This window comes from Mesorhizobium tamadayense, assembly GCF_003863365.1.
GTDB lineage: Bacteria > Pseudomonadota > Alphaproteobacteria > Rhizobiales > Rhizobiaceae > Mesorhizobium > Mesorhizobium tamadayense.
In genome coordinates this window covers 144,346-167,092 of record NZ_RQXT01000002.1, presented here as the reverse complement: position 1 = coordinate 167,092, position 22,747 = coordinate 144,346, and the positions used below count along the sequence as shown (strand labels likewise).

Here is a 22,747-nt window from a genome sequence, read left to right as displayed (position 1 = left end):
ACCTGCGAGCCGCTTGATGCATTTCTCCTGCGACCGTTCACCGAAATGTGAACGTTTTCTGAAGGAGAGATAGCATGAAGAAGCTCATTCTGGCGTCTGTTTCGGCGCTCGCCCTGCTGGGGGTCGCGGCTTGCAGCGAGAGCGGCACGGGTACGGACAACACGACCACCCAGAGCACCAACCCGCCGGCCAACGAGCAGCCGATGAAGCCAGCCTCGCCTGACGCTTCGAAGCCTGCTGAACCGGCTCCGGCAACACCTCCTGCTGCACCCGCGCAGTAGAAGTCAATCCAATGAAATCCGGAAGGCCGGCCTCGTGCCGGCCTTCCCTTTTTGTGGGACTGCCATCAACACCTGCGGCATCGTCCCGGCTTGATAGCGATGCCCGGTTCGCACTAAGAAGCCGGCATGTCGATTTGGGACCGCCTTGGCGACTTCATCGCTCGTGTTTCGTCGTCGGCGTCCTCGGGCGTCGGCGATGTCGTCGAGGCCGTGCGGACCGTGTTCTCCGGCGACCCGGACCTGCGCCGGCGTGTTGCCTTTTCGGTGGCGATGATCGCGCTTTCGGCCAAGATGGCCAAGGCCGATGGCATCGTCACGCAGGACGAGGTGCGTGCCTTCCAGGAAATCTTCGAGGTGCCGCCGAGTGAAACGCGCAATGTGGCGCGGCTCTACGACCTTGCCAAGCGCGACGTTGCCGGGTTTGAAACCTATGCCCAGCGCATGGCGCAGCTTTGCGGTTCCGGCCATGCGAACTGCATGATGCTGGAAGACATACTTGACGGGCTATTCCATATCGCCAAGGCGGACGGCCTGATCCACGAGCGGGAAGGGCAATTCCTGCATCGCATCGCCGAGATTTTTCGGATCGACGAGGCGCACTACCAGGCGATCCTGTCGCGGCACGTCAATCTCGGCTCCGCCGATCCCTATGTTATTCTCGGCATCGAGCGGGGGAAGCCGTTCGAGGAGATCAGGAAGCGCTACCGCAAGCTGATCTCTGACAATCACCCCGACAGGCTGATCGCACGCGGCCTGCCGCAGGAATTCATCAAGATCGCCACGACAAGGGTCGCCGCGATCAATGCAGCCTATGAGATGATCGAACGAGGCCTCAGGCACGTATGAGCGGTTTCCTGCCCGACCAGCCGGATGCCGAAGTCAGGGTGTCGCCTAATTTCAGTCCGCGACGCGAGACGCTCAGGCCCGACATGATCGTGTTGCACTATACCGGCATGGCGACGGGCGCCGGCGCCGAGGCGTGGCTGTGCGATCCGGCGAGCGAGGTGTCCTCGCACTATCTTATCCATGAGGACGGCCGCATCGTGCAGATGGTGCGCGAGAGCGACCGCGCCTGGCATGCCGGCAAGAGTTCATGGTTCGGGCGCACCGACATCAACTCCTGCTCTGTCGGCATCGAAATCGTCAATCCGGGGCATTCGCTGGGCTACAAGGCCTTCCCCAAGCGGCAGATCGACGCCGTGATCGGCTTATGCGCGGGGATCACCGGCCGGCATTCCATTCCGCCGCAAAGGGTGCTTGCGCATTCCGACGTGGCGCCGGGACGCAAGGTCGACCCAGGCGAGAAGTTTCCCTGGAAGGCGCTTTTTGCGGCCGGCATTGGCCATCTTGTTCCCGCGACCCCGATCAGGCAGGGCGCGGCGCTGCAGGCGGGCGACACGGGTGCCGACGTGGAGGCGCTGCAGTCGATGCTGGCGCTCTACGGCTACGGCGTCGAGATATCGGGCGTCTTGGACCGCCAAACAGAAATCGTGGTGGCGGCGTTTCAGCGGCATTTCCGGCGGCGACTCGTCGATGGCGTGGCGGACGGTTCGACTCTCCGCACACTGCAAAGGCTGTTGGCTTCCGTTAAGGCAGCCTCACCCAAATAGGTCTGGGCCAGGCCACCTAAATTACAATTTGTCATACAAAGTGAATTGCCTCGCCTTTATTGGCGCCAATTCCCTCTCCAAACGCGTCCCTCGCAAGTTGTCGGACGTTTATCTCCCGAGATGCTCCGGTGTTGAATTGGCCTAGCTGTGCGAAGTTCTTCGCACGGTTCTAACAGAACAGGACTACATGAAAAATTTGACCGTCGTAGCGGCAGCCGTTGCTGCCGGAGTGATGACTTTTGCCTTCAGTCCGGCGAACGGCGCGCCGCTGAGCCTGCGGGCAGACAATGGCTTTGCCGCCGCTCCCGCAACGCAAAAGGTCGCCCCGGATCCCAAACCTGCAAAAGCCAGGAAAGTCGCCCAGACAAAAGTGCAGAAAGCAGCCGCAGCGCGGCCGGCGAAATCAACGGTCAAGCGCTATTCGAAGCGCGGCAGGCAGGCCATCGATCTGACGGCGACGGCGTCCATCCATCCCGGAAAGCCCGTCCCCGGAAAGCCCGCCCCCGAAAAGCCCGGCTTGTCGTCCTCGGCGACCGGCAGCGGCCAATATTCGGCGATCATCGCCCGCTATGCGGCAAGCTATGGCGTGCCGATGTCGCTCGCCAATGCCGTTATCAAGATCGAGAGCAATTACCGCCCGAACATGGTCGGCGGTGCCGGCGAGATCGGCTTGATGCAGATCAAGCCGGCCACGGCGCGGATGATGGGCTATACGGGTTCAGTCAAGGGGCTGTTCGATCCCGACACCAACATCAAATACGGCATGAAGTACCTCGCCATGGCGCAGGGCCTTGGCGGCGGCACGACCTGCGGCACGATCCTCAAATACAATGCCGGCCATGGCGCAAGGCGGATGAATCCGGTGTCGGCCGCCTATTGCAGCAAGGTGAAGGTGCAGATGGCGGCGCTCGGCTCACCCGCCTAAGGGCGAGTTCGCCTTTTTCATTTGCGTTTTCAGGCGCGAACCCCTTTATACGCGCTTGTCAGCTGGCCGGGCGGCCGCGCGCGCAAGAGCCGAAAGGCTGCGGGTGAGGAAAGTCCGGGCTCCATGGAGACACGGTGCCGGCTAATGGCCGGCGGGGGCGACCCCAGGGAAAGTGCCACAGAAAGCAAACCGCCGCGGCATTCGCCGCGGCAAGGGTGAAAGGGTGGGGTAAGAGCCCACCGCGCGACTGGCGACAGGAGCGGCACGGCAAACCCCACCGGGAGCAAGACCGAATAGGGGCGGTGCGAAGGGAAACCTTCGAGGGCTGTTTCCGGCTCACCGCTCGGGTAGGTTGCGTGAGGTGCATGGCAACATGCGCTCAAGACGAATGGCCGCCACGTTCCCGCGCCGCAAGGCGCGGGGGCCATACAGAACCCGGCTTACAGGCCAGCTGGCATTTTCCGAGGTTTGATAACCGAATGATATCAGAAGCTTGCGCCAGACGGCGCAGCTTTCGATTCAATTTTTGGGCGCGGTCTCATCTAACACTGTCGCGGCCATGTTTTCTTGAAAGCGGTACGATTAAATCGTACCTTGCTCGGAAAGATAGGAGCGCATCATGGGCCAGGTAGACAAACGCAGCATCACGCTTTCGCCGGAACTGGCGCAGGCGGTCGACGACGTGGTCGCCGCCGGTGAGTATGCTTCGGCGAGCGAGGTGATCCGCGATGCGCTCAGGCAATGGAAGGATCGGCGCGACCTGCTCGGCTATACGGTCGAGGAGCTGCGCAAGCTGGTGCGGGAGGGGATCGACAGCGGGCCTGCCCAGGACGGCCAGCCAATCATGGAACGTTTGCGCGCCAAATACGCAAAGATGGCCGCGGCCCGAGGCTTCGAGGAGTGAAATGCCGGCTGCTTCCCCGGGCAGAATCCGACGTTGAGGCTATCGGTGACTATATCGCCGAACGAAATCCGAATGCTGCGATCCGCCCTCGTCGACGCGCTGGAGAGGCGATGGGATTTGTTGACCTTGCATCCCTTCTCCGGCGCGCCGCGTGACGATATCGCTCCCGGTATCCGCCACCTCATCGTCGGCGAATATCTTACTCTTTATCGCGTTGGCGAGGACGCGATCGAAATCATCCGCGTCCTGCACGGGCGGCGCAACATCGAAGCAGGCGCGTGAATTCGTGATCGACCCGGTCGGGCGAGGCTCAATCGCCAAGCCGGTCCAGAGACGCCTCGATCGCCTGCCAGAGTTCCTCCACCGGTTCGCAGCCGATGGACAGTCGCACGAAGCCGGGCGGCACCGCATCACCGCGCTTCGATCGCCGTTCGGCCGAGCTGTGCACGCCGCCAAAGGAGGTCGCCGATTCAATCAATGGGCAATTGTTGATGAAATCCTCGGCCTTGTCCTCCGAGGCCAATTCGAACGAGATCAAGAAGCCGAAGCGTTCCATCTGGGCGCGCGCCAGATTGTGCGAGACATCGCCCTCAAGGCCTGGAAAGCGCAGGCCGCTCACGGCGCGATGCCCCTTCAGACGACGGGCGATCGTTTCGGCCGAAGAGCACATGCGGTCTAACCGCACCTCCAGCGTTTCGAGGCCGCGATGCACGAGCCAGGCCTCGAACGGTCCCGGAATGCCGCCGGCCGTCTCGCGCCAGTCCCTGACCTTTGCGACAATATCCGGATTGCGGCTGGCGACATGGCCGAACAGCACATCCGAGTGCCCATTGATCGCTTTGGTGTCGGCCGACACCACGACATCGGCGCCGAGATCGAGCGGGCGCTGGCCGAAGGGCGTCATCGTCGTGTTGTCGACGATAAGGATCGCGCCTTGCTCGTGAGCCGCGTTGGCGACGGCGGCGATGTCGCAGATATCAAGCCGTGGATTGGATGGGGTTTCGGCGAAGACCAGCCGGAAGCCGGCGAAACCGCCGTCCAGCATGCTCGATGTGGGCCTGACGTCATAGGCGACCCCGAGCGGCTTCAGGAAGCGTTCCGCCAGCGCGCGTGTCGTGTGATAGCCGTCCGAAGGCAGGAGAATGCGGTCGCCCGACTTGACGAGCGCGAAAAACACCGCCGAGATCGCGGCCATTCCCGACGGAAAGGCGACGCATTGCGCATCTTCCAGATGACCGAGCACATGCTCGACGGCATGCCATGTCGGATTGCCGAAACGGCCGTATTGATCGAAGCCCGTCGCGTCGCCCGGTGAATGAAAGATCGAGGCCATGGTCAGCGGCAGGGGGATCGGATCGCCCTTGGCGAAATCGCGGCTGCGCAGATGGGCAAGTGCGGCGGCGCGTGATTTCGCGGTTTCGGACATGGGCTCATTCCTCGCTGAACAGAGGTTCGACGCTAGGCGCGCCGGCTGTTCGCAGCAAGCTTCGTCTTTTTGGGCCAGAGCCTTCTAAACGCTTCGTTAGGCTTAATGGACGATAAAGACGAGACACGCCGTCAGCCTGCTCTTTCTGGTTGTGGCGCGCGCGTTTGTGATGCCTCTTCCCGTTGACGCCCATAATACCCCATGATATCCCATTCGCATCATCAAGCCTTCGTTCCGCGTCAGGGTGAAGCGTACGCCAATCGGGCAGTCGCGGCGGCTGCGCGTTTGCCGGTTCTCGCCTTGGTGAATGAAGCGATTTGTCGCGAGGCGATGCGCGGCGGCGCGGAGAAAAGCATGGGAAGGGGTGCGGCGGCGGAAGCGGCTGTAACGTGTAGTGGACCGATTTCTGTCAAACGCAGTGAACAGGATCGATGCGAAGGGACGGGTATCCGTTCCAGCGCATTTCCGCGCGGTCGTGCAGAAACGTGGCTATGCGGAGCTCTACGCGCTACGATGCCTGGATCGCCCGGCGATGGATGTCGGCGGGCTCGACCTGCTCGACCGCTACGAGCAGCGGATCGCGATCGAGGATCCCTTCCTGCAGACGGCGGACGACATGTCGTTCTTCTGCCATGGCGACGGGACATTCCTGAAACTCGACCAGGACGGCCGCATCACAATGACCGATTTCATCCGCGAGCACACGGGCATCTCTATGGAGGTGGCCTTTGTCGGCCGCGGCAATTTCTTTCAGATCTGGGAGCCGGGTCGGCTTGCCGCCTATGGGGCGCAGGCGCGGGCCAGGCTCTTGCAGCTTCGGCAGGGGACGAAGCCCGGGGAGCGACCGGAATGATGGCTGGCCACGGCGATGACCCTCACGCCGTTGGCGGACCGGCCCGCCATATTCCGGTCCTCCTTGCCGAAGTGCTGGAGGCGCTTGAACCCAAGGCGGGCGAGACAATCGTCGACGGAACATTCGGCGCCGGCGGCTACACCGGCGCCATTCTCGAGCGAGGCGCCTCGGTCGTGGCCATCGACCGCGATCCGGATGCGATCGCCGCGGGCAGGGCTCTGGAACAGCAGGCCGGCGGCAGGCTGAAGCTCGTTCAGGCGCCGTTCTCGACGCTGGATGAATATGTCGGGAGCGCCGACGGCGTTGTGCTCGACATCGGCGTGTCTTCCATGCAGCTCGACCAGGCCCAGCGCGGCTTTTCCTTTCGCGCCGACGGGCCGCTCGACATGCGCATGGCGCAGGCTGGCCTGAGCGCCGCCGACGTCGTCAACACCTTCAAGGCGGGCGACCTTGCCCGCATCTTCGGCTTCCTCGGTGAAGAGCGGCATGCCGGCCGCATCGCCCGCATGATCGAGGCCCGGCGCGAGAAACGGCCCTTCGAGCGCACGCTCGATCTTGCGGACGCCATCGCCACCCATATCGGCCGCGCGCCGAAGGACAAGATCCATCCGGCGACGCGTGTCTTCCAGGCGCTACGCATCTTCGTCAACGACGAGCTCGGCGAACTGGCCGGCGCGCTGTTTGCCGCGGAGCGGGTGCTCAAGCCCGGCGGACGGCTTGCCGTCGTGACCTTCCATTCGCTGGAGGACCGCATCGTCAAGCGCTTCATCGCCGATCGCGCCGATGCGGCCAGCGGATCGCGTCATATGCCAGACGCGCCGGCGCGGCTGGCGACCTTCCGCAAGTCCGGCGGCGGGGTGACGCCGGGCGAGACCGAGATCGCCGCCAATCCGCGCGCGCGTTCGGCCAGGCTGCGCGCGGCAATCCGCACCGATGCACCGGCACGCGCCGGCGACTTTTCGATTTTCGGCCTTCCAAAGCTTCCCGCCGTCGAGCGGCCGGGGGAGAGGTAAGCACGTGTTTCGCACCAGCGACATAGTCCTGATCGCCGTCATGGTCTCGGCGGCGGCGTTGACCTACAAGACTAAGCGCGAAGCCGAGGACCAGCTGGCGGCGGTGCAGAAGCTGCAGGCGCAAATCCGCTACGAGGAAGACACGATCGATCTTCTGAAGGCCGACTGGAGCCTGCTCACCCAGCCGGCGCGGCTGCAGAAGCTTGCCGAAATCTACAAGTCGCAGCTCGGGCTCGAACCTGTCAACGCCCGCCAGATCGGCGGGCTCGACGACGTGCCCATGAAGCCTGTCAACATCGAGGATCTGTCGTCGCAGCGGCTTGGCGGCATGGCCGACAATGCCGGCAAGGGAGCCTCGGGCGGCAAGGATCCGGTGGTCACCGGGAGCACCGTGCAATGATCAGCAGGCTTCCAAGGATCGGTGACTTGCTGAGGCGCCGCAAGAAGCCCGCGGAGGACGGCTCGATCATCGTCGACGCCGCCCGCAAGGCGACCGGCGGCAAGGCCAGGACCCGCATCGTCATGACGATGGCGGTGTTCTTCACCATCTATTCGACGATTGCCGGACGGCTGGTCTATCTCGGCCTGCAGAACCCCGACAATTCGGGCGGCCCGCAAAGCCGCGTCACGGCCTCGCGGCCGGATATCGTCGACCGCAACGGCGAGGTGCTGGCGACCGACATCAAGACGGCGTCGCTGTTCGCCGAGCCGCGCCGGATCGTCGACGCCGACGAGGCGATCGAGAAGCTTTCGACCGTGCTTCCCGAGATCGACTATGAGCAGACCTACCACAAGCTGAAAAGCGGCACCGGCTTCGTCTGGCTGCAGCGGCAGCTGACGCCGAAACAGCAGGCCGATATCATGGCGCTGGGCATTCCCGGTCTCGGCTTCCGCACCGAAAAGCGCCGCTTCTATCCGAGCGGCGAGACGTCCTCTTACATTGTCGGTCTCACCAACATCGACAACCAGGGCATCTCCGGCATGGAGAAATACATCGATGACCAGGGCCTCACCGACCTGCAGGCGTCGGGGCTGGCGGTGGCCAGGGACCTGAAGCCGGTGAAGCTGTCGATCGACCTGCGCGTCCAGCACATCGTCCGCGACGAGGTCGCGACCGGCATGGAGCGGTTCCATGCGATCGCGGCCGGCGCGGTCGTCCTCAACGTCAAGACCGGCGAAGTGCTCGCCATGGCTTCGGTGCCGGATTTCGACCCCAACAATCCCTACAACGCCCAGGACAAGGACCGGCTGAACCGCATGTCGGCCGGCCTCTACGAGATGGGCTCGACCTTCAAGAGCTTCACCACCGCGATGGCGCTCGATTCCGGCAAGGTGACGCTGGAAAGCCGCTTCGATGCGTCGCGACCCATCCGGATCGGCCGTCAGACCATCCATGACTTCCATGCCAAGGGCCGTGTGCTGTCGGTGCCGGAAGTGTTCATCTATTCGTCCAACATCGGTTCGGCCAGGGAGGCCGAGGCTGTCGGCATCGAAGGACATCGCGAATTCCTGCATCGCCTGGGCGTGCTCGAAAAAATGCAGACGGAATTGCCGGAAGTCGCGCGTCCGACCGAGCCCAAGGTCTGGAAGCAGGTCAACTCGATCACCATCGCCTTCGGCCATGGTGTGTCGACGACGCCGCTGCAGACGGCCGTCGGCTGCGCCGCGCTGATGAATGGCGGCTTTCTGATCCAGCCGACCTTCCTGCCACGCACGGCGGAACAGGCGATGGCTGTGGCCAAGAAGGTAGTCAAAGAAAAAACCGTCGAGGGCATGCGCTATCTTTACGCGCTCAACGCCGAGAAGGGCTCGGGCAAGAATGCCAGAGTTCCGGGCTTCCGGGTCGGGGGCAAGACCGGCACGGCGGAGAAAGTGGTCAACGGCCGCTATTCAAAAGACAAGAATTTCAACGCCTTCGTCGCCGCTTTTCCGATGGACGATCCACAATATATCGTGCTCACAATCGCCGACGAGCCGAAGCCGGAAAAGCCCGGCATGGGCGCCACCGCCGCCTCGAACGCGGGCGTCATGGCGGCTAACATCATCAGGCGTGCGGCTTCCATGCTTGGCGTGAAGCCAGATTTCAGCCATGAAAATGGTGCAACGCTGGTTTCCTATCAGTGATTCTTGGGGCGCGCCGGTAACTGCGCGCTTATTTTGTTGCGGTGAACGGGACTCAATGCATCTGAAAGATCTAACCGGCATCCTGCCTGTCGAGGGAACAGCTTCCCCCGATCTGGAGGTTACCGGTCTCTCCTCCGATTCCCGCCAGGCAGGACCTGGCGTCGTCTTTTTCGCGCTCGCCGGTAGCAAGGCCGATGGCTCGGCCTACGCAGCCGACGCCGCGAGCCAAGGTGCGGCTGCAGTTGTCGCCGCCAAAGGGAACACCATTTCCGGACTGTCGATCCCCGTCCTTGCCGTCGATGATCCTCGTCTGGCGCTGGCGTTGAGCGCGTCGCGCTTCTTCGGCAAGCAGCCGGAGACGATGGTCGCCGTCACCGGCACGAGCGGCAAGACGTCGGTTGCCGCTTTCACCCGCCAGATATGGGAGCACGCCGGCCTTGCCGCCGCCTCGATCGGCACGACAGGCGTCGTGGCGCCCGGCCGCAACGAGTATGGTTCGTTGACCACGCCGGATCCGGTGGCGCTGCACAAGCTGCTGAAGGAACTTGCGCAGGCCGGCGTCACCCACGCCTCGATGGAAGCCTCCAGCCACGGCCTCGACCAGCGCCGTCTAGACGGCGTCAAGCTCGCCGCCGGCGGCTTCACCAATCTCGGCCGCGACCACATGGATTACCATCCGACGGTCGAGGACTATCATCGCGCCAAGCTGCGCCTGTTCGATACCCTGCTGCCGAAGGGGGCGCCGGCGGTCATCTTCGCCGATGATCCCTGGTCGGAGCCGACGGTTCACGCCGCGCGGGCGGCGGGTCTCAACGTGCTCACGGTCGGCCGCCACGGCGAATTCCTGACGCTGAAGCGCGTCGAGCATGAGCGGCGGCGCCAGCGCGCCGAGGTCGAGGCCGACGGCGTGCTTTACGAGATAGACCTGCCGCTGGCAGGCGATTTCCAGATCGCCAATGCGCTGGTCTCGGCCGGCCTCGCCATCTCGACTGGAACATCCGTCGGCAAGGCCTTGGCCGCATTGGAGAAACTGAAGGGCGCGCCGGGCCGCCTCGACCTTGTCGGCACGACAGCGGCCGGCGCTCCGGTCTATGTCGATTACGCGCACAAGCCCGATGCGCTGGAAAATGTGCTGACCTCGGTTCGCCCGTTCACCACGGGCCGAGTCGTTGTCTTGTTCGGCTGCGGCGGCGATCGCGACCGCGGCAAGCGGCCGATCATGGGCGAGATCGCGACCCGGCTTGCCGACATCGTCATAGTCACTGACGATAATCCGCGCACGGAAATCCCCGAAACCATCCGCGCGGCCATCCTTGCCGCGGCGCCCGGCGCCATCGAGATCGGCGACCGTCGCAAGGCGATCCATGAGGCGGTGGCGATGCTCCATGCCGGCGATACGCTGATCGTCGCCGGCAAGGGGCACGAGGAAGGCCAGACGATCGGCACCGAAACCTTCCACTTCTCCGACCATGAGGAAGTGCGCGAAGCGCTCCAGGAGCGCGTCACATGAGCTTGCTCTGGACATCGGAAGCGCTCGTCGAAGCCATGGGCGGCAGGCCGGTCGGCTCTCTGCCGGAAGGCATTACCGGCATTTCGATCGACAGCCGCAGTCTCGAGCCCGGAAACGCCTTCTTCGCCATCAAGGGCGAGACGATGGACGGTCATGATTTCGCGACCGCAGCCGTCAAGGCTGGAGCGGCGGTGCTGGTGGTGGCAGAAGGCAAGCTGCCGTCGCTCGGTAGGCTGACGGCGCCGATGATCGTGGTGCAGGACGTGCTTGCGGCGCTTGAGAAGCTCGGCATTGCATCGCGCGCCCGCTCAAGGGCGAAAATCATCGCGGTGACAGGTTCCGCGGGCAAGACGACCACCAAGGAAGCGCTGCGCCACGTGCTGTCGGCGGTCGGCAAGGTGCATGCCTCGGCGCAGTCGTTCAACAACCACTGGGGCGTGCCGCTGACCTTGGCGCGCATGCCCGAAGACTGCGACTACGCGGTCTTCGAGATCGGCATGAACCATCCCGGCGAGATCAGGCCGCTGGTCAAGATGGTCAGGCCGCATGTCGCGATCGTCACGCTGATTGCCGCCGCCCATCTCGGCTTCTTCAAGAATCTCGACGAGATCGCCATGGCCAAGGCCGAGATTTGCGAGGGGGTGGAGCCCGGCGGCGCCGCGCTGCTCAACCGAGACGATCCGCGCTGGAAGCTGCTCGGGAAAATGGCGAAAGAGGCCGGTGTCGAGCATGTCTTCGGCTTCGGCGAAAACGCCCGTTCGGCCTTCCGCCTTGCTGGCTGCGAGCTTTATGCCGATCATTCCGACATCGCCGTCAAGATCGGCAAAAGGGACGTGGCGGCTCGTGTCGGGGCGCCTGGCCGCCACATCGTGCAGAATGTGCTGGCCGTTCTGGGCGCCGCGCAACTGGTCGGCGCCGATCTCGACAAGGTCGCGGCGGCGCTCGCCGATCTTTCGGCCGAGCGCGGGCGCGGCAGGCGCCACATATTGCACCACCCCAACGGCCCGATCACGCTGATCGACGAGAGTTACAACGCCAACCCCGCGTCGATGGCGGCAGCCATGGCGCTGCTCAACGCCACGCCGGTATCGGGCGAGGGCAGGCGCATCGCCGTGCTTGGCGACATGTTGGAGCTGGGCAGCCACTCTGCAAAACTCCATGCCGCGCTTGCCGAACTCATCGTCGGCACCGGGACGCGCAACGTTTTTCTCGGCGGCCCGGAGATGCGGGCGCTGGCCGACGTCTTGCCTGCCGATGTCGAAACCGAGTACCGCGCTGGAGCGGCAGAGCTGAAGCCGATCGTGATGTCGGCAATCAGGCCCGGCGACGTGGTCATGGTCAAGTCGTCGAAAGGGATCGGATTTTCGAAGCTGGTCGAGGCATTGCTCGGCAGATTTCCGGCGGAAGCCACAACCATTGAACCGACCTGAAGTCGGGCTCCGGGGGACGGAAGCGCATGCTCACTTTACTCGTTGATTTCGCGGACAAGATCTCGGCCTTCAATGTCTTCCGCTACATCACCTTTCGCACCGGCGGCGCGCTGATCACCTCTGCGCTGATCGTCTTCATCTTCGGACCGACCATCATCAATTCGCTGCGGCTTCGCCAGGGCAAGGGCCAGCCGATCCGCGCCGACGGCCCGCAGACGCATTTCAAGAAGGCCGGAACGCCGACCATGGGCGGGCTGATGATCCTTTGCGGCATCATCGGCTCATCGCTTTTGTGGGCGAACCTTTCCAGCATCTATGTCTGGGTTGTGATGTTGGTGACGCTCGGCTTCGGCTCGATCGGTTTCTACGACGACTATCTCAAGGTGACGAAACAGTCGCATCTCGGCTTTTCCGGCAAGGCGCGGCTGGCGATCGAATTCGTCGTCGCCGGCATCGCCGCCTGGGTGATCATGCACAACGGCCAGGCGCCGTTCTCGTCATCGCTGACCTTTCCGTTCGCCAAGGAATTCCTCATCAATCTCGGCTGGTTCTTCGTGCCGTTCTCCTGCTTCGTCATCGTCGGCGCGGGCAATGCGGTGAACCTGACCGACGGCCTCGACGGGCTGGCGATCGTGCCGATCATGATCGCGGCGGCGTCCTTCGGCGTCATCGCCTATCTTTCGGGCAACGCGGTCTTTGCCGAATACCTGCAGATCCACTTCGTCCCCGGCACCGGCGAACTGGCGGTCGTGCTCGGCGCGGTGATCGGCGCCGGCCTCGGCTTCCTCTGGTTCAACGCGCCGCCGGCTGCAATCTTCATGGGCGACACCGGCTCGCTGGCGATGGGCGGCCTGATCGGCACCATCGCCGTCGCCACCAAGCACGAGATCGTGCTGGTCATCGTCGGTGGCCTGTTCGTGGTTGAGATCCTGTCTGTCATCATCCAGGTCGGCTATTTCAAGATGACCGGCAAGCGCGTCTTCCTGATGGCGCCGATCCATCACCATTTCGAAAAGCTGGGTTGGACCGAGAGCCAGGTGGTGATCCGCTTCTGGATCATTGCCGTCATCCTGGCGCTGGTCGGCCTCTCCACCCTCAAGCTCAGATAGGACACCGCTTGATCCCCGCCGCTTCCTTCGCAGGCAAACGCGTTTCGCTCTTCGGGCTTGGCGGCTCGGGGATCGCGACTGCGCATGCGCTAATTGCCGGCGGCGCCGAGATCCTGACCTGGGACGACAATCCCGACAGCGTCGCCAAGGCGGCCGCCGCCGGCATTGCGACCGGCGACCTGCGCGGCGCCGACTGGTCGCGTTTCGCGGCCTTCGTCCTGTCGCCGGGTGTGCCACTCACGCATCCGAAGCCGCATTGGACGGTGGAGCTGGCGCGCGGCGCCGGCGTCGAGGTGATCGGCGACGTCGAGCTGTTCTGCCGCGAGCGGATCCAGCGCGCGCCGGCCGCGCCCTTCATCGCGATCACCGGCACCAACGGCAAATCAACGACGACGGCGCTGGCGGCGCATATCCTGAAGTCCGCCGAACGCGACACCCAGATGGGCGGCAATATCGGCCGCGCCATCATGACGCTCGATCCGCCCGAGCCCAAACGGCACTATGTGGTGGAGTGCTCGTCCTACCAGATCGATCTCGCGCCCTCGATCAATCCGACCGCCGGCATCCTGCTCAACCTGACGCCCGACCATCTCGACCGTCACGGCACGATGGCGCATTACGCCTCGATCAAGGAAAGGCTGGTGGCCGGCAGCGACACCGCGATCATCGGCGTCGACGATTCCTGGTGCGCCCAGATCGCCGACAGGCTGGAGCGGGCAGGCCGGCAGGTCATCCGCATTTCCAAGCGCCTGCCGCTCACCGACGGCTATTTCGCCGACGGCACCAATCTGATGGAAGCCGTGCACGGCCGCTACAGTCGTATTGCCTTCCTCGAGGGCATCGGCTCGCTGCGCGGCCAGCACAATGCGCAGAACGCACTGGCCGCCGTTGCCGCCTGCCTGAGGGTCGGCCTCGAGCTTGGCGAGATCCAGGCGGGTCTGGAAAGCTTCCCAGGGCTGGCGCATCGCATGGAGCAGGTCGGCCGCAAGGATCATGTGCTGTTCGTCAACGATTCCAAGGCGACCAATGCCGATGCGGCAGCACCCGCTTTGTCGAGCTTCAACCGCATCTACTGGATCGCCGGCGGCTTGCCCAAGGAAGGCGGCATCGAGCCGCTGCGGGGCTTCTTCCCGCGCATCGCCAAGGCCTATCTGATCGGCGAGGCGGCGCCCGCCTTTTCCGCCACGCTCGGCGAAGCGGTGCCTTACGAGATATCGGGAACGCTGGCTGCCGCGGTCGAGCACGCTGCCCATGACGCGGCGAGCGACAGCGGCGGCGAGGCGGTCGTGCTGCTTTCGCCGGCCTGCGCCAGTTTCGACCAGTTCAAGAATTTCGAGGTACGCGGCGAAGCCTTCAGGCAAGCTGCGACTGCTATTGATGGTGTGAAACCCATCGGAGGACCACGTTGATGCAAAGCCGTCTCGACAAAAGTCCAGTCGCAACATGGTGGTGGACGATCGATCGCTGGTTCCTGGCGGCATTCCTGTCGCTAATGGGGCTGGGCATCGTCCTGTCCTTCGCGGCGAGCCCGGCGGTCGCCGAGCGCATCGGTCTCGACAGCTTCCACTTCGCCACAAGGCAGATCATCTTCACCATCCCGGCTCTCATCGTGATGCTGGCCGTCTCCTTCCTGGAGGCCCGGCAAATAAGGCGCATGTCGCTGGTGATGCTCTGCATCATGCTGGTGCTGATGGTGGCGGTGCTCTACATCGGCGTCGAGGTGAAGGGCGCGCGGCGCTGGGTGTCGCTCGCCGGGCTTTCGATCCAGCCGTCCGAGTTCCTGAAGCCTGCCTTCGTCATCATCTGCGCCTGGCTTTTTGCCGAGCATAAGCGCCAGCCCGACATTCCCGGCAATCTCTTCGCCATGCTGTTGCTGGCCCTGGTGATCTCGCTGCTTGTGGCGCAGCCTGATCTCGGCCAGACCATGCTGGTGCTGGGTACCTGGGGCGTGATGTTCTTCATGGCCGGCCTGCCCTGGTTCTGGATCGTCGCGCTTGGCGCCGCCGGCGTCGGCGGCGTGTTCGCGGCCTATACGGTGTTTCCGCACGTCGCCGCCCGCATCGATAAGTTCCTCACCGGCGAAGGCGACACCTTCCAGGTCGACATGGGCCGCGAAGCGCTGATCAATGGCGGCTGGTTCGGTGTCGGCCCGGGCGAGGGAACGGTGAAGCGGGTCATTCCGGACAGCCACGCCGACTTCGTGTTTTCGGTCGCGGGCGAGGAATTCGGCCTGATCATGTGCTTCTTCATCATGTCGATTTTCGCCTTCATCGTGCTGCGCGGCTTGAGCATCGCGCTCAAGGAGCATGACGATTTCACCCGTTACGCCGTCGGCGGGCTGGTCACCGTTTTCGGCCTGCAGTCGGCCATCAACATGTGCGTGAACCTGCAGCTGATGCCTGCCAAGGGCATGACGCTACCCTTCATCTCCTATGGCGGCTCCTCGCAGATTGCGATCGCCGTCTCGATGGGCATGGTGTTGGCGCTGACGCGCAGGCATCCCGAAAAGCGCAAGCAGATCGGCTATACCTTCTCGCAGCGCGCCATGCCGGCGGAATGAGGCGGGATGTCGAAGGGTGTCATCCTGCTGGCGGCTGGCGGAACGGGCGGACATCTGTTCCCTGCCGAGGCGCTTGCGCATGAGCTGATCGAGCGCGGCTGGGAGGTGCATCTTGCCACCGACCGTCGCGCCGAGCGCTACTCCGGCCATTTTCCCGCCGCCGACATCCACTCGATTCCTTCGGCTACGCTGGGCTCGAAGAACCCGATCGCCGTGCTCTCGGCCTTCTGGACGATCTGGCAGGGCGTCCGCAGGGCCGGGCGTGTCATTGCCAGGATCAAGCCCGAGGCCGTCGTCGGCTTCGGCGGCTATCCGACGCTGCCGCCGCTCTATGCGGCGACCCGGCGCAAGGTGCCGACGCTGATCCATGAGCAGAACGCTGTCATGGGTCGCGCCAACAAGGCCCTGGCCGCCCGGGTCGACGCCATTGCCGGCGGCTTCTTGCCGGAAGGCGCAAGTGCCGAAGGCGCCAAGACGGTGACCACCGGCAACCCGGTGAGGCCGCGGATACTGGAAGCGGCAAAGACCCCTTACCTGGCATCCAACGACGCCGAGCCGTTCCGCTTCCTGGTGTTCGGCGGCAGCCAGGGCGCGCAGTTCTTTTCCGATGCCGTGCCGGCGGCGATCGCGCTTCTGCCCGAGGCACAGCGCAAACGGCTGGAGATTACCCAGCAGGCGCGGGCGGAAGACGTGGCGCGGGTGAGGGCCGCCTATGCCAACCTTGGCGTCGATGCGCAGGTCTCGCCCTTCTTCACCGACATGGCGGCGCGCATGGCGGCGGCGCATCTGGTGATGTCGCGTTCCGGCGCATCGACCGTATCGGAGATCGCCGTCATCGGCCGTCCCGCGCTGTTCGTGCCTTATCCGCATGCCCTCGATCATGACCAGGCGGCGAATGCCGCGGCGCTCGCCGCCGCCGGTGGAGCCGAGGTGCATCCGCAATCCACGCTGTCGGCCGAGCGGATCGCCGCGCTGGTCGGCGGGCTGATGCAGGAGCCCGGCAGGCTGAAGGCGATGGCCGCGGCCGCCCGCTCGGCCGGAAAACCCGACGCTGCGCGGTTGCTCGCCGACCTGACAGAGGCTATTGCGTCCGGCAAAACGGTTTCGGACTATAGGAGGACGCGCGCATGAAGATGCCGCAGACGATTGGCCTCGTGCATTTCATCGGCATCGGCGGCATTGGCATGAGCGGCATCGCCGAGGTGCTGCACAATCTCGGCTACAAGGTGCAGGGCTCCGACCAGGCGGACGGCGCCAATGTGCAGCGTCTGCGCGACAAAGGCATCGAGTGCTTCGTCGGCCACAGGGCCGAGAACGTCGGCGACGCCGAAGTGGTGGTGGTGTCGACGGCGATCAAGAAATCCAATCCCGAGCTCAAGGCTGCGCGGGAGAAGCTGCTGCCTGTCGTGCGCCGCGCCGAGATGCTTGCCGAGTTGATGCGCTTCCGCCAGGCGGTCGCCATCGGCGGCACGCACGGCAAGACGACGACAACCTCGATGGTGGCGACGCTCCTCGAAGCCGGCGGGCTCGATCCGACCGTCATCAATGGCGGCATCATCAACGCCTACGGCACCAATGCCCGCATGGGCGACGGCGAGTGGATGGTGGTCGAGGCCGACGAGAGCGACGGCACGTTCCTAAAGCTGCCGGCCGACATCGCCGTCGTCACCAACATCGATCCTGAGCACCTCGACCACTATGGCAGTTTCGACAAGGTGCGCGAGGCGTTTCGCCAGTTCGTCGAGAACGTGCCGTTCTACGGCTTCGGCGTGATGTGCACGGACCATCCGGAGGTGCAGGCGCTGGTCGGCCGCATCGAAGACCGGCGCGTCATCACCTACGGCGAGAACGCCCAGGCCGACGTGCGCTTCACCAACCATCGCATGGAAGGAGCCGTATCCGAATTCGACGTGGTGATCCGCGACCGCAAGGGGCGGGGCACAACGACGATCGCCGGTCTGCGGCTGCCCATGCCTGGCCACCACAATGTGTCCAACGCAACGGCGGCGATCGCGGTCGCGCATGAGCTCGGCCTGTCGGCCGAGGCGATCAAGAAAGGCCTGTCGTCCTTCGCCGGCGTCAAGCGGCGCTTCACCCACACCGGCTCCTGGAACGGGGTCGAGGTGTTCGACGATTACGGTCACCACCCGGTCGAGATCGCGGCGGTGCTGAAGGCCGCGCGCAGCGCTACCAAGGGCCGCGTCATCGCGATCGCGCAGCCGCACCGCTTCACCCGGCTGCACGACCTGTTCGAAGAGTTCTCCGTCTGCTTCAACGATGCCGACACGGTGATGGTGGCGCCGGTCTATGCGGCCGGCGAGGAGCCGATCGATGGCGTGACCTCGGACACGCTGGTGTCGCGCATCCGCGCTGGCGGCCACCGCGACGCGCGCTATATCGAAGGTCCGGCGGCGGTCGCGCCGGCCATTCGCGAGCTTGCCAAGCCCGGCGACTTCGTCGTCTTCCTCGGCGCCGGCAACATCACGCAATGGGCCTACGCGCTGCCCAAGGAACTCGGGGCCCCCTCATGATGCGCGGCCAAGACCTGATCGATAAACTCGGCGACAAGCTCGCCGGCCTGCGCGGCCGCGTCACGCCCAATGCCGAGATGGACAAGATCACCTGGTTTCGTGCCGGCGGCCTGGCGGAAGCATTGTTCCAGCCGGCCGACGAGGAGGACCTCGCTGCCTTCCTGCGCGCGGTGCCGGAGGAAATCCCGATCACGGTCGTCGGTGTCGGCTCGAACCTTTTGGTGCGCGACGGCGGCATTTCGGGTTTCGTGGTCAGGTTGTCGGCCAAGGGCTTTGGCGAGGCCGAAGTTACCGGATCGACCTCCATTAGGGCGGGCGCCGCGACGCCGGACAAGCGCCTCGCAGCGGTTGCCTATGAGGCTGGGATCGGCGGTTTCCATTTCTTACACGGTATTCCCGGCGCTATCGGCGGAGCGCTGCTGATGAATGCTGGCGCCAATGGCGTCGAGACGCGTGAGCGGGTCGTCGAGGTGCGGGCGCTCGACCGTGCCGGCAATGTCCATACGCTAAGCAACCCCGCCATGGGTTATTCCTATCGCCACTCATCGGCACCCGCCGGATTGATCTTCACCTCCGCCATTTTCGAAGGCGTTCCGGAAGACAAGGCGGCGATCAAGGCGGCGATGGATGCTGTGCAGAACCATCGCGAGACGGTGCAGCCGATCCGCGAGAAGACCGGCGGCTCGACCTTCAAGAATCCCGAAGGCACGTCGGCCTGGAAAGAGATCGACAAGGCCGGCTGCCGCGGGCTGATGATCGGTGGCGCGCAGATGTCGCCCATGCACTGCAACTTCATGATCAATACCGGCACCGCGACCGGCTACGACCTCGAATATCTCGGCGAGACGGTACGGGCGCGGGTGCTGGAACATTCGGGCATCCGTTTGCACTGGGAAATCAAGCGGCTGGGCAATTTTCGCCCCGGCCACGCGGTGCAGGAGTTCCTGGGGCAGCTTCTCTAGCCCGCAGCGATGTTCACGTAGTGCTTGAACTTGCGTGGTCGGCGAGCCCGTCCAGCGTTGCCACAAAGACTCAACAACACGCTTTTCTGACCCGTTTTCGCGGAAAGTGAATCTCTCGGAATCATAGACACTTGCCAGGGAATCAACTCTCTGATTCTCTGCCCTGAAGCGTTTCCTGATTTGAGTCGTTTGACGCGTTACTCGCGTTTTCCGTCTGGGGGTCAACCTGCCGGAAGACTCGGACTCACTGTGCGGGAATGTTGCGTGCGGAAAATATCGGTTGCAGGCCCGGCGTGAGAGGGGGTGACGGGATGAAGAAGAAGCATGTGGCTGTTCTCCTGGGTGGATTCTCCTCGGAGCGGCCCGTGTCTCTGTCCTCGGGGAAGGCATGTGCGGATGCGCTCGAGAATGAAGGCTATCAGGTCACCCGCGTCGACGTTTCGCGCGATATCGGGTCCGTGCTTGCCGAGCTCAAGCCCGATGTCGCCTTCAATGCGCTGCATGGCCCGTTCGGCGAGGACGGCACGATCCAGGGAATTCTCGAATATCTCGCAATTCCCTACACCCATTCGGGTGTGCTCGCTTCGGCGCTCGCCATGAACAAGGAACAAGCCAAGAAGGTCGCCAAGGCGTCCGGCATTCCGGTCGCGGAATCGAAGGTGGTCAACCGCTTCGCCATTCGGAATAAGCATCCGATGAAGCCGCCTTATGTGGTGAAGCCGGTCAATGAAGGCTCGAGCTTCGGCGTCGTCATCGTGCATGAGGGGCAGTCGCATCCGCCGCAGGTGATCGGCTCGTCCGAGTGGCAATATGGCGAGATCGTCATGGTCGAGCGTTACATCCACGGGCGCGAATTGACCTGCGCGGTGATGGGCGACGTGGCGCTCGGGGTCTGCGAGATCATCCCGACCGGCCATTCCTTCTACGACTACGATTCAAAGTACGTGCCTGGCGGATCAAAACACGAAACCCCTGCAAAAATTTCACCGAATATTTACCAAAAAATACAGACACTGGCCCTCAAGGCTCATCTTGCTATCGGCTGCCGGGGCGTTTCCCGGTCGGACTTCCGTTACGACGACCGTCACTCCGAAAACGGCGAGGTTGTCTGGCTCGAGATCAACACCCAGCCGGGCATGACGCCGACGTCTCTGGTGCCTGAAATCGCCGCGCAAGCGGGGCATTCGTTCGGCGATCTGTTGAGTTGGATGGTGGAGGACGCTTCGTGTCTGCGTTGAGGTGGGGACAGGGCAAAGGCGGCGGGGTTGGGCCTGCGCTGTTCGGCGTGCCGCTGTCGTTCGACCATTTCGTGTTGCCGCGCCAGCTTCGGCGACCGGTGCGTCTGCTTGCACGTCTCTGCGGTGGCGAGTACGAGGCGCCGCGCTTTTCGGCCGCAATCCTCTCGGCTGCCTTGTTGGCATCTGCCGGAGCCTACGGCGCCTATCTCGGCGGCTATGCCGACAGCATCGTGCAGGGCGTTACGGCCCGAACCGGTTTTGCCGTCGACCAGATCAAGGTCGTCGGCAACCGCCAGACTTCAGAGATCGACATACTGGACCGGCTTGGCCTCGACGGCTGGACATCGCTGATCGGCTTCGACGCCGAGGCCGCGCGCGAGCGCATCGCGACGTTGCCCTGGGTCGAGGTGTCGGCGGTGCGCAAGATCTATCCGCATACGCTGGAAGTGCGCGTCGAGGAGCGCGAACCTTTCGCGCTCTGGCAGCAGGGCAGTTCGCTTTCGGTCATCGAGCGGTCGGGCGAGGTGATCGCACCGTTCTCGGGCGGCAAGCAGGCTTTGCTGCCGCTGATCATCGGCACGGGGGCGCCGGCCAAGGCCCCGGAGTTCCTCGACAAGATAAAGCGCTATCCCGAGCTCGCTGCGCGGGTCAAAGGCTACATCCGGGTCGGCGAGCGCCGCTGGGATATCAAGCTCGAGAATGGCATCACGGTGAAGCTGCCGGAAGATGGAGAGGACCAGGCAATCGCCGATCTGGTCAAGCTCGATCATGACAACGGGCTTTTGACGCGCGACATCGCCGCCGTCGACATGCGCTTGCCGGATCGGCTGGTCGTGGAGCTGTCGCCGGAAGCCGCGACGCAGCGGCAGGCGGCGCTCAATGAAAAGCCGAAGAACCTAAAGCGCAAGCCGGAGACGAAGATATGAGCTGGCTTGGCGGCAGCGGTGATGCTTCCTCGCGCCGGTCGGGCACGCTGACCGTGCTCGACGTCGGCTCGAGCAAGGTTTGCTGCGTGGTGGCGAAGCTGAAACCGCGCGAGGACGGCAAGCTCTTGCGCGGGCGCTCGCATCGCATCCAGGTGATCGGCATCGGCCACCAGAAATCGCAGGGCGTGAAGTCGGGCGTCGTGGTCGATCTCGACCGCGCCGAGCACGCAATCCGGCTTGCCGTCGATGCGGCGGAGCGCATGGCGGGGCTCACCGTCGATTCCCTCATCGTCAACATGACGGCCGGCCGGCTGAAGAGCGAGGCCTTCTCGGCAACCATCAATCTCGGTGGCCACCAGGTCGAGGAAGCCGACATCAAACGCGTGCTTGGCGCCGGCGCAAAGCAGGCATTGCGGACCGAGCGGGAGGTGGTTCATTCGCTTCCCGTGGGCTTCTCGCTCGATGCCGAACGCGGCGTGCGCGATCCGCGCGGCATGGTCGGCGACGCGCTCGGCGTCGACATGCATGTGCTGACCGGCGACGCCGCGCCCATGCGCAACCTGGAACTCTGCATCAACCGCTCGCATCTGTCGGTCGAGCGCATGGTGGCGACGCCCTATGCAAGCGGTCTCGCGGCGCTGGTCGACGACGAGCTTGAAATGGGCGCCGCCTGCATCGACATGGGCGGCGGCACCACGACGATTTCGGTGTTCTCGGAAGGCAAGTTCGTGCATGGCGACGCCATCGCCATCGGCGGCAACCATGTGACGCTCGACATGGCCAAGGGTCTGTCGACCTCGCTCGACGCCGCCGAACGGCTGAAGGTGATGCATGGCTCGGCTCTGCCCGGCAGCGCCGACGACCGCGACCTGGTCTCGATCCAGCCGATCGGCGAGGAAGGCGAGTTGCCCTTGCAGATACCGCGTTCGGTGATGACGCGCATCATCCGCGCGCGCATCGACGAGACGCTGGAACTCTTGCGCGACCGGCTGAACAAGTCGGGCTACGGCAACGCCGTCGGCAAGCGCGTCGTTCTCACCGGCGGCGCCAGCCAACTGGCCGGCCTGCCGGAAGCGGCGCGCCGCATCCTCGGACGCAATGTGCGCATCGGCCGGCCGCTCGGCGTGGCGGGCCTGCCCGAAGCGGCCAAGGGGCCGGCGTTCTCGGCCCCGGTCGGGCTTCTGATCTATCCGCAGATGGCGAGCTTCGAAAGCCATTCGGCGAAAGGACTTTCCGGTTTCAGAATGACCGGAACGGGCGGAAAACTGCATCGCATGAGTCAGTGGTTGAGAGACAGTTTTTAATTTGACGGGGACAGCCCCATAGGCGGCCGCAGCGGCGAGGC

General features: G+C 64.2%; 22 protein-coding genes and 1 other RNA gene. 22 read left to right on the top strand and 1 reads right to left on the bottom strand.

Annotated elements, in window-relative coordinates:
• The first annotated feature begins 74 nt into the window (after window positions 1-74).
• From EH240_RS02500 to EH240_RS38715, 7 genes are all read left to right on the top strand, one after another.
• Window positions 75-281, top strand: coding sequence for a hypothetical protein (locus EH240_RS02500; protein ID WP_124995836.1), 207 nt, complete (start codon window positions 75-77; stop codon window positions 279-281).
• Window positions 282-407: 126 nt separating this feature from the next.
• Window positions 408-1,127, top strand: a complete 720-nt coding sequence (locus EH240_RS02495) for a J domain-containing protein (RefSeq protein WP_124995835.1) — start codon at window positions 408-410, stop codon at window positions 1,125-1,127.
• Window positions 1,124-1,891, top strand: a complete 768-nt coding sequence (locus tag EH240_RS02490; RefSeq protein WP_124995834.1) for an N-acetylmuramoyl-L-alanine amidase — start codon at window positions 1,124-1,126, stop codon at window positions 1,889-1,891. The genes EH240_RS02495 and EH240_RS02490 overlap by 4 nt, the downstream gene beginning before the upstream one ends.
• Before the next feature lie 187 nt (window positions 1,892-2,078).
• Entirely contained in the window at window positions 2,079-2,816 is a 738-nt protein-coding gene (locus tag EH240_RS02485) for a lytic transglycosylase domain-containing protein (protein ID WP_124995833.1), read from the top strand.
• Between the two features lie 58 nt (window positions 2,817-2,874).
• Window positions 2,875-3,275, top strand: an RNA gene (rnpB, locus tag EH240_RS02480) — RNase P RNA component class A.
• A gap of 160 nt (window positions 3,276-3,435) precedes the next feature.
• Window positions 3,436-3,720: a type II toxin-antitoxin system ParD family antitoxin gene (locus EH240_RS02475; RefSeq protein WP_124995832.1), complete on the top strand. Its 285-nt coding sequence runs from the start codon at window positions 3,436-3,438 to the stop codon at window positions 3,718-3,720.
• A gap of 72 nt (window positions 3,721-3,792) precedes the next feature.
• Window positions 3,793-4,002: a type II toxin-antitoxin system RelE/ParE family toxin gene (locus EH240_RS38715; RefSeq protein ID WP_245435805.1), complete on the top strand. Its 210-nt coding sequence runs from the start codon at window positions 3,793-3,795 to the stop codon at window positions 4,000-4,002.
• Window positions 4,003-4,030: 28 nt separating this feature from the next.
• Here the strand turns inward: EH240_RS38715 and EH240_RS02465 are convergent, their stop codons facing one another.
• Window positions 4,031-5,146, bottom strand: coding sequence for a cystathionine gamma-lyase (locus EH240_RS02465; protein ID WP_124995831.1), 1,116 nt, complete (start codon window positions 5,144-5,146; stop codon window positions 4,031-4,033).
• Window positions 5,147-5,540: 394 nt separating this feature from the next.
• Between EH240_RS02465 and mraZ the strand changes: the two genes are divergently transcribed.
• The 15 genes from mraZ (at window position 5,541) to ftsA (ending at window position 22,706) form a co-directional block, all read left to right on the top strand.
• Window positions 5,541-5,999: a division/cell wall cluster transcriptional repressor MraZ gene (mraZ, locus tag EH240_RS02460; RefSeq protein ID WP_124995830.1), complete on the top strand. Its 459-nt coding sequence runs from the start codon at window positions 5,541-5,543 to the stop codon at window positions 5,997-5,999.
• Window positions 5,996-7,012, top strand: a complete 1,017-nt coding sequence (gene rsmH / locus EH240_RS02455) for a 16S rRNA (cytosine(1402)-N(4))-methyltransferase RsmH (RefSeq protein WP_124995829.1) — start codon at window positions 5,996-5,998, stop codon at window positions 7,010-7,012. The genes mraZ and rsmH overlap by 4 nt, the downstream gene beginning before the upstream one ends.
• A gap of 4 nt (window positions 7,013-7,016) precedes the next feature.
• Complete coding sequence (gene ftsL / locus EH240_RS02450) at window positions 7,017-7,412, top strand: cell division protein FtsL (protein ID WP_124995828.1); 396 nt, start codon at window positions 7,017-7,019, stop codon at window positions 7,410-7,412.
• Window positions 7,409-9,136, top strand: a complete 1,728-nt coding sequence (locus EH240_RS02445) for a peptidoglycan D,D-transpeptidase FtsI family protein (RefSeq protein WP_124995827.1) — start codon at window positions 7,409-7,411, stop codon at window positions 9,134-9,136. Before ftsL ends, EH240_RS02445 begins: the two co-directional genes overlap by 4 nt.
• A 55-nt stretch (window positions 9,137-9,191) precedes the next feature.
• The gene (locus tag EH240_RS02440) at window positions 9,192-10,646 is read left to right on the top strand and encodes a UDP-N-acetylmuramoyl-L-alanyl-D-glutamate--2,6-diaminopimelate ligase (RefSeq protein ID WP_124995826.1); all 1,455 of its coding nucleotides are present in this window, start codon (window positions 9,192-9,194) and stop codon (window positions 10,644-10,646) included.
• On the top strand, window positions 10,643-12,076 hold the full coding sequence (locus EH240_RS02435) for a UDP-N-acetylmuramoylalanyl-D-glutamyl-2,6-diaminopimelate--D-alanyl-D-alanine ligase (RefSeq protein ID WP_124995825.1): 1,434 nt from the start codon (window positions 10,643-10,645) through the stop codon (window positions 12,074-12,076). Before EH240_RS02440 ends, EH240_RS02435 begins: the two co-directional genes overlap by 4 nt.
• A 26-nt stretch (window positions 12,077-12,102) precedes the next feature.
• Entirely contained in the window at window positions 12,103-13,185 is a 1,083-nt protein-coding gene (gene mraY / locus EH240_RS02430) for a phospho-N-acetylmuramoyl-pentapeptide-transferase (protein WP_095812511.1), read from the top strand.
• Window positions 13,186-13,193: 8 nt separating this feature from the next.
• A complete protein-coding gene (gene murD / locus EH240_RS02425; RefSeq protein ID WP_124995824.1) occupies window positions 13,194-14,594 on the top strand; it encodes a UDP-N-acetylmuramoyl-L-alanine--D-glutamate ligase in 1,401 nt (466 codons plus the stop codon).
• Window positions 14,594-15,745, top strand: a complete 1,152-nt coding sequence (gene ftsW, locus EH240_RS02420; protein ID WP_124995823.1) for a putative lipid II flippase FtsW — start codon at window positions 14,594-14,596, stop codon at window positions 15,743-15,745. The genes murD and ftsW overlap by 1 nt, the downstream gene beginning before the upstream one ends.
• Window positions 15,746-15,751: 6 nt before the next feature.
• Window positions 15,752-16,876 (top strand): undecaprenyldiphospho-muramoylpentapeptide beta-N-acetylglucosaminyltransferase, encoded by a 1,125-nt coding sequence (murG, locus tag EH240_RS02415; RefSeq protein WP_124995822.1) that lies wholly within the window; start codon window positions 15,752-15,754, stop codon window positions 16,874-16,876.
• Window positions 16,873-18,276 (top strand): UDP-N-acetylmuramate--L-alanine ligase, encoded by a 1,404-nt coding sequence (gene murC / locus EH240_RS02410; protein WP_124995821.1) that lies wholly within the window; start codon window positions 16,873-16,875, stop codon window positions 18,274-18,276. The genes murG and murC overlap by 4 nt, the downstream gene beginning before the upstream one ends.
• A complete protein-coding gene (gene murB / locus EH240_RS02405; RefSeq protein WP_124995820.1) occupies window positions 18,273-19,238 on the top strand; it encodes a UDP-N-acetylmuramate dehydrogenase in 966 nt (321 codons plus the stop codon). The genes murC and murB overlap by 4 nt, the downstream gene beginning before the upstream one ends.
• 311 nt (window positions 19,239-19,549) lie before the next feature.
• Window positions 19,550-20,476: a D-alanine--D-alanine ligase gene (locus EH240_RS02400; protein WP_124995819.1), complete on the top strand. Its 927-nt coding sequence runs from the start codon at window positions 19,550-19,552 to the stop codon at window positions 20,474-20,476.
• Window positions 20,464-21,402: a cell division protein FtsQ/DivIB gene (locus tag EH240_RS02395; protein WP_124995818.1), complete on the top strand. Its 939-nt coding sequence runs from the start codon at window positions 20,464-20,466 to the stop codon at window positions 21,400-21,402. Before EH240_RS02400 ends, EH240_RS02395 begins: the two co-directional genes overlap by 13 nt.
• Window positions 21,399-22,706: a cell division protein FtsA gene (gene ftsA / locus EH240_RS02390; protein WP_124995817.1), complete on the top strand. Its 1,308-nt coding sequence runs from the start codon at window positions 21,399-21,401 to the stop codon at window positions 22,704-22,706. The genes EH240_RS02395 and ftsA overlap by 4 nt, the downstream gene beginning before the upstream one ends.
• Window positions 22,707-22,747 lie beyond the last annotated feature (41 nt).

What these genes read in the sequence shown, in the direction of transcription:
- murG (WP_124995822.1), top strand. Translation starts at nt 15,752, where the DNA reads ATGTCGAAGGGTGTCATCCTGCTGGCGGCTGGCGGAACGGGCGGACAT.
- EH240_RS38715 (WP_245435805.1), top strand. Translation starts at nt 3,793, where the DNA reads ATGCTGCGATCCGCCCTCGTCGACGCGCTGGAGAGGCGATGGGATTTG.
- EH240_RS02485 (WP_124995833.1), top strand. Translation starts at nt 2,079, where the DNA reads ATGAAAAATTTGACCGTCGTAGCGGCAGCCGTTGCTGCCGGAGTGATG.
- mraY (WP_095812511.1), top strand. Translation starts at nt 12,103, where the DNA reads ATGCTCACTTTACTCGTTGATTTCGCGGACAAGATCTCGGCCTTCAAT.
- rsmH (WP_124995829.1), top strand. Translation starts at nt 5,996, where the DNA reads ATGATGGCTGGCCACGGCGATGACCCTCACGCCGTTGGCGGACCGGCC.
- ftsW (WP_124995823.1), top strand. Translation starts at nt 14,594, where the DNA reads ATGCAAAGCCGTCTCGACAAAAGTCCAGTCGCAACATGGTGGTGGACG.
- EH240_RS02400 (WP_124995819.1), top strand. Translation starts at nt 19,550, where the DNA reads ATGAAGAAGAAGCATGTGGCTGTTCTCCTGGGTGGATTCTCCTCGGAG.
- murB (WP_124995820.1), top strand. Translation starts at nt 18,273, where the DNA reads ATGATGCGCGGCCAAGACCTGATCGATAAACTCGGCGACAAGCTCGCC.
- ftsA (WP_124995817.1), top strand. Translation starts at nt 21,399, where the DNA reads ATGAGCTGGCTTGGCGGCAGCGGTGATGCTTCCTCGCGCCGGTCGGGC.
- EH240_RS02465 (WP_124995831.1), bottom strand. Translation starts at nt 5,146, where the DNA reads ATGTCCGAAACCGCGAAATCACGCGCCGCCGCACTTGCCCATCTGCGC.
- EH240_RS02500 (WP_124995836.1), top strand. Translation starts at nt 75, where the DNA reads ATGAAGAAGCTCATTCTGGCGTCTGTTTCGGCGCTCGCCCTGCTGGGG.
- EH240_RS02475 (WP_124995832.1), top strand. Translation starts at nt 3,436, where the DNA reads ATGGGCCAGGTAGACAAACGCAGCATCACGCTTTCGCCGGAACTGGCG.
- murC (WP_124995821.1), top strand. Translation starts at nt 16,873, where the DNA reads ATGAAGATGCCGCAGACGATTGGCCTCGTGCATTTCATCGGCATCGGC.
- EH240_RS02490 (WP_124995834.1), top strand. Translation starts at nt 1,124, where the DNA reads ATGAGCGGTTTCCTGCCCGACCAGCCGGATGCCGAAGTCAGGGTGTCG.
- EH240_RS02495 (WP_124995835.1), top strand. Translation starts at nt 408, where the DNA reads ATGTCGATTTGGGACCGCCTTGGCGACTTCATCGCTCGTGTTTCGTCG.
- EH240_RS02440 (WP_124995826.1), top strand. Translation starts at nt 9,192, where the DNA reads ATGCATCTGAAAGATCTAACCGGCATCCTGCCTGTCGAGGGAACAGCT.
- EH240_RS02445 (WP_124995827.1), top strand. Translation starts at nt 7,409, where the DNA reads ATGATCAGCAGGCTTCCAAGGATCGGTGACTTGCTGAGGCGCCGCAAG.
- EH240_RS02435 (WP_124995825.1), top strand. Translation starts at nt 10,643, where the DNA reads ATGAGCTTGCTCTGGACATCGGAAGCGCTCGTCGAAGCCATGGGCGGC.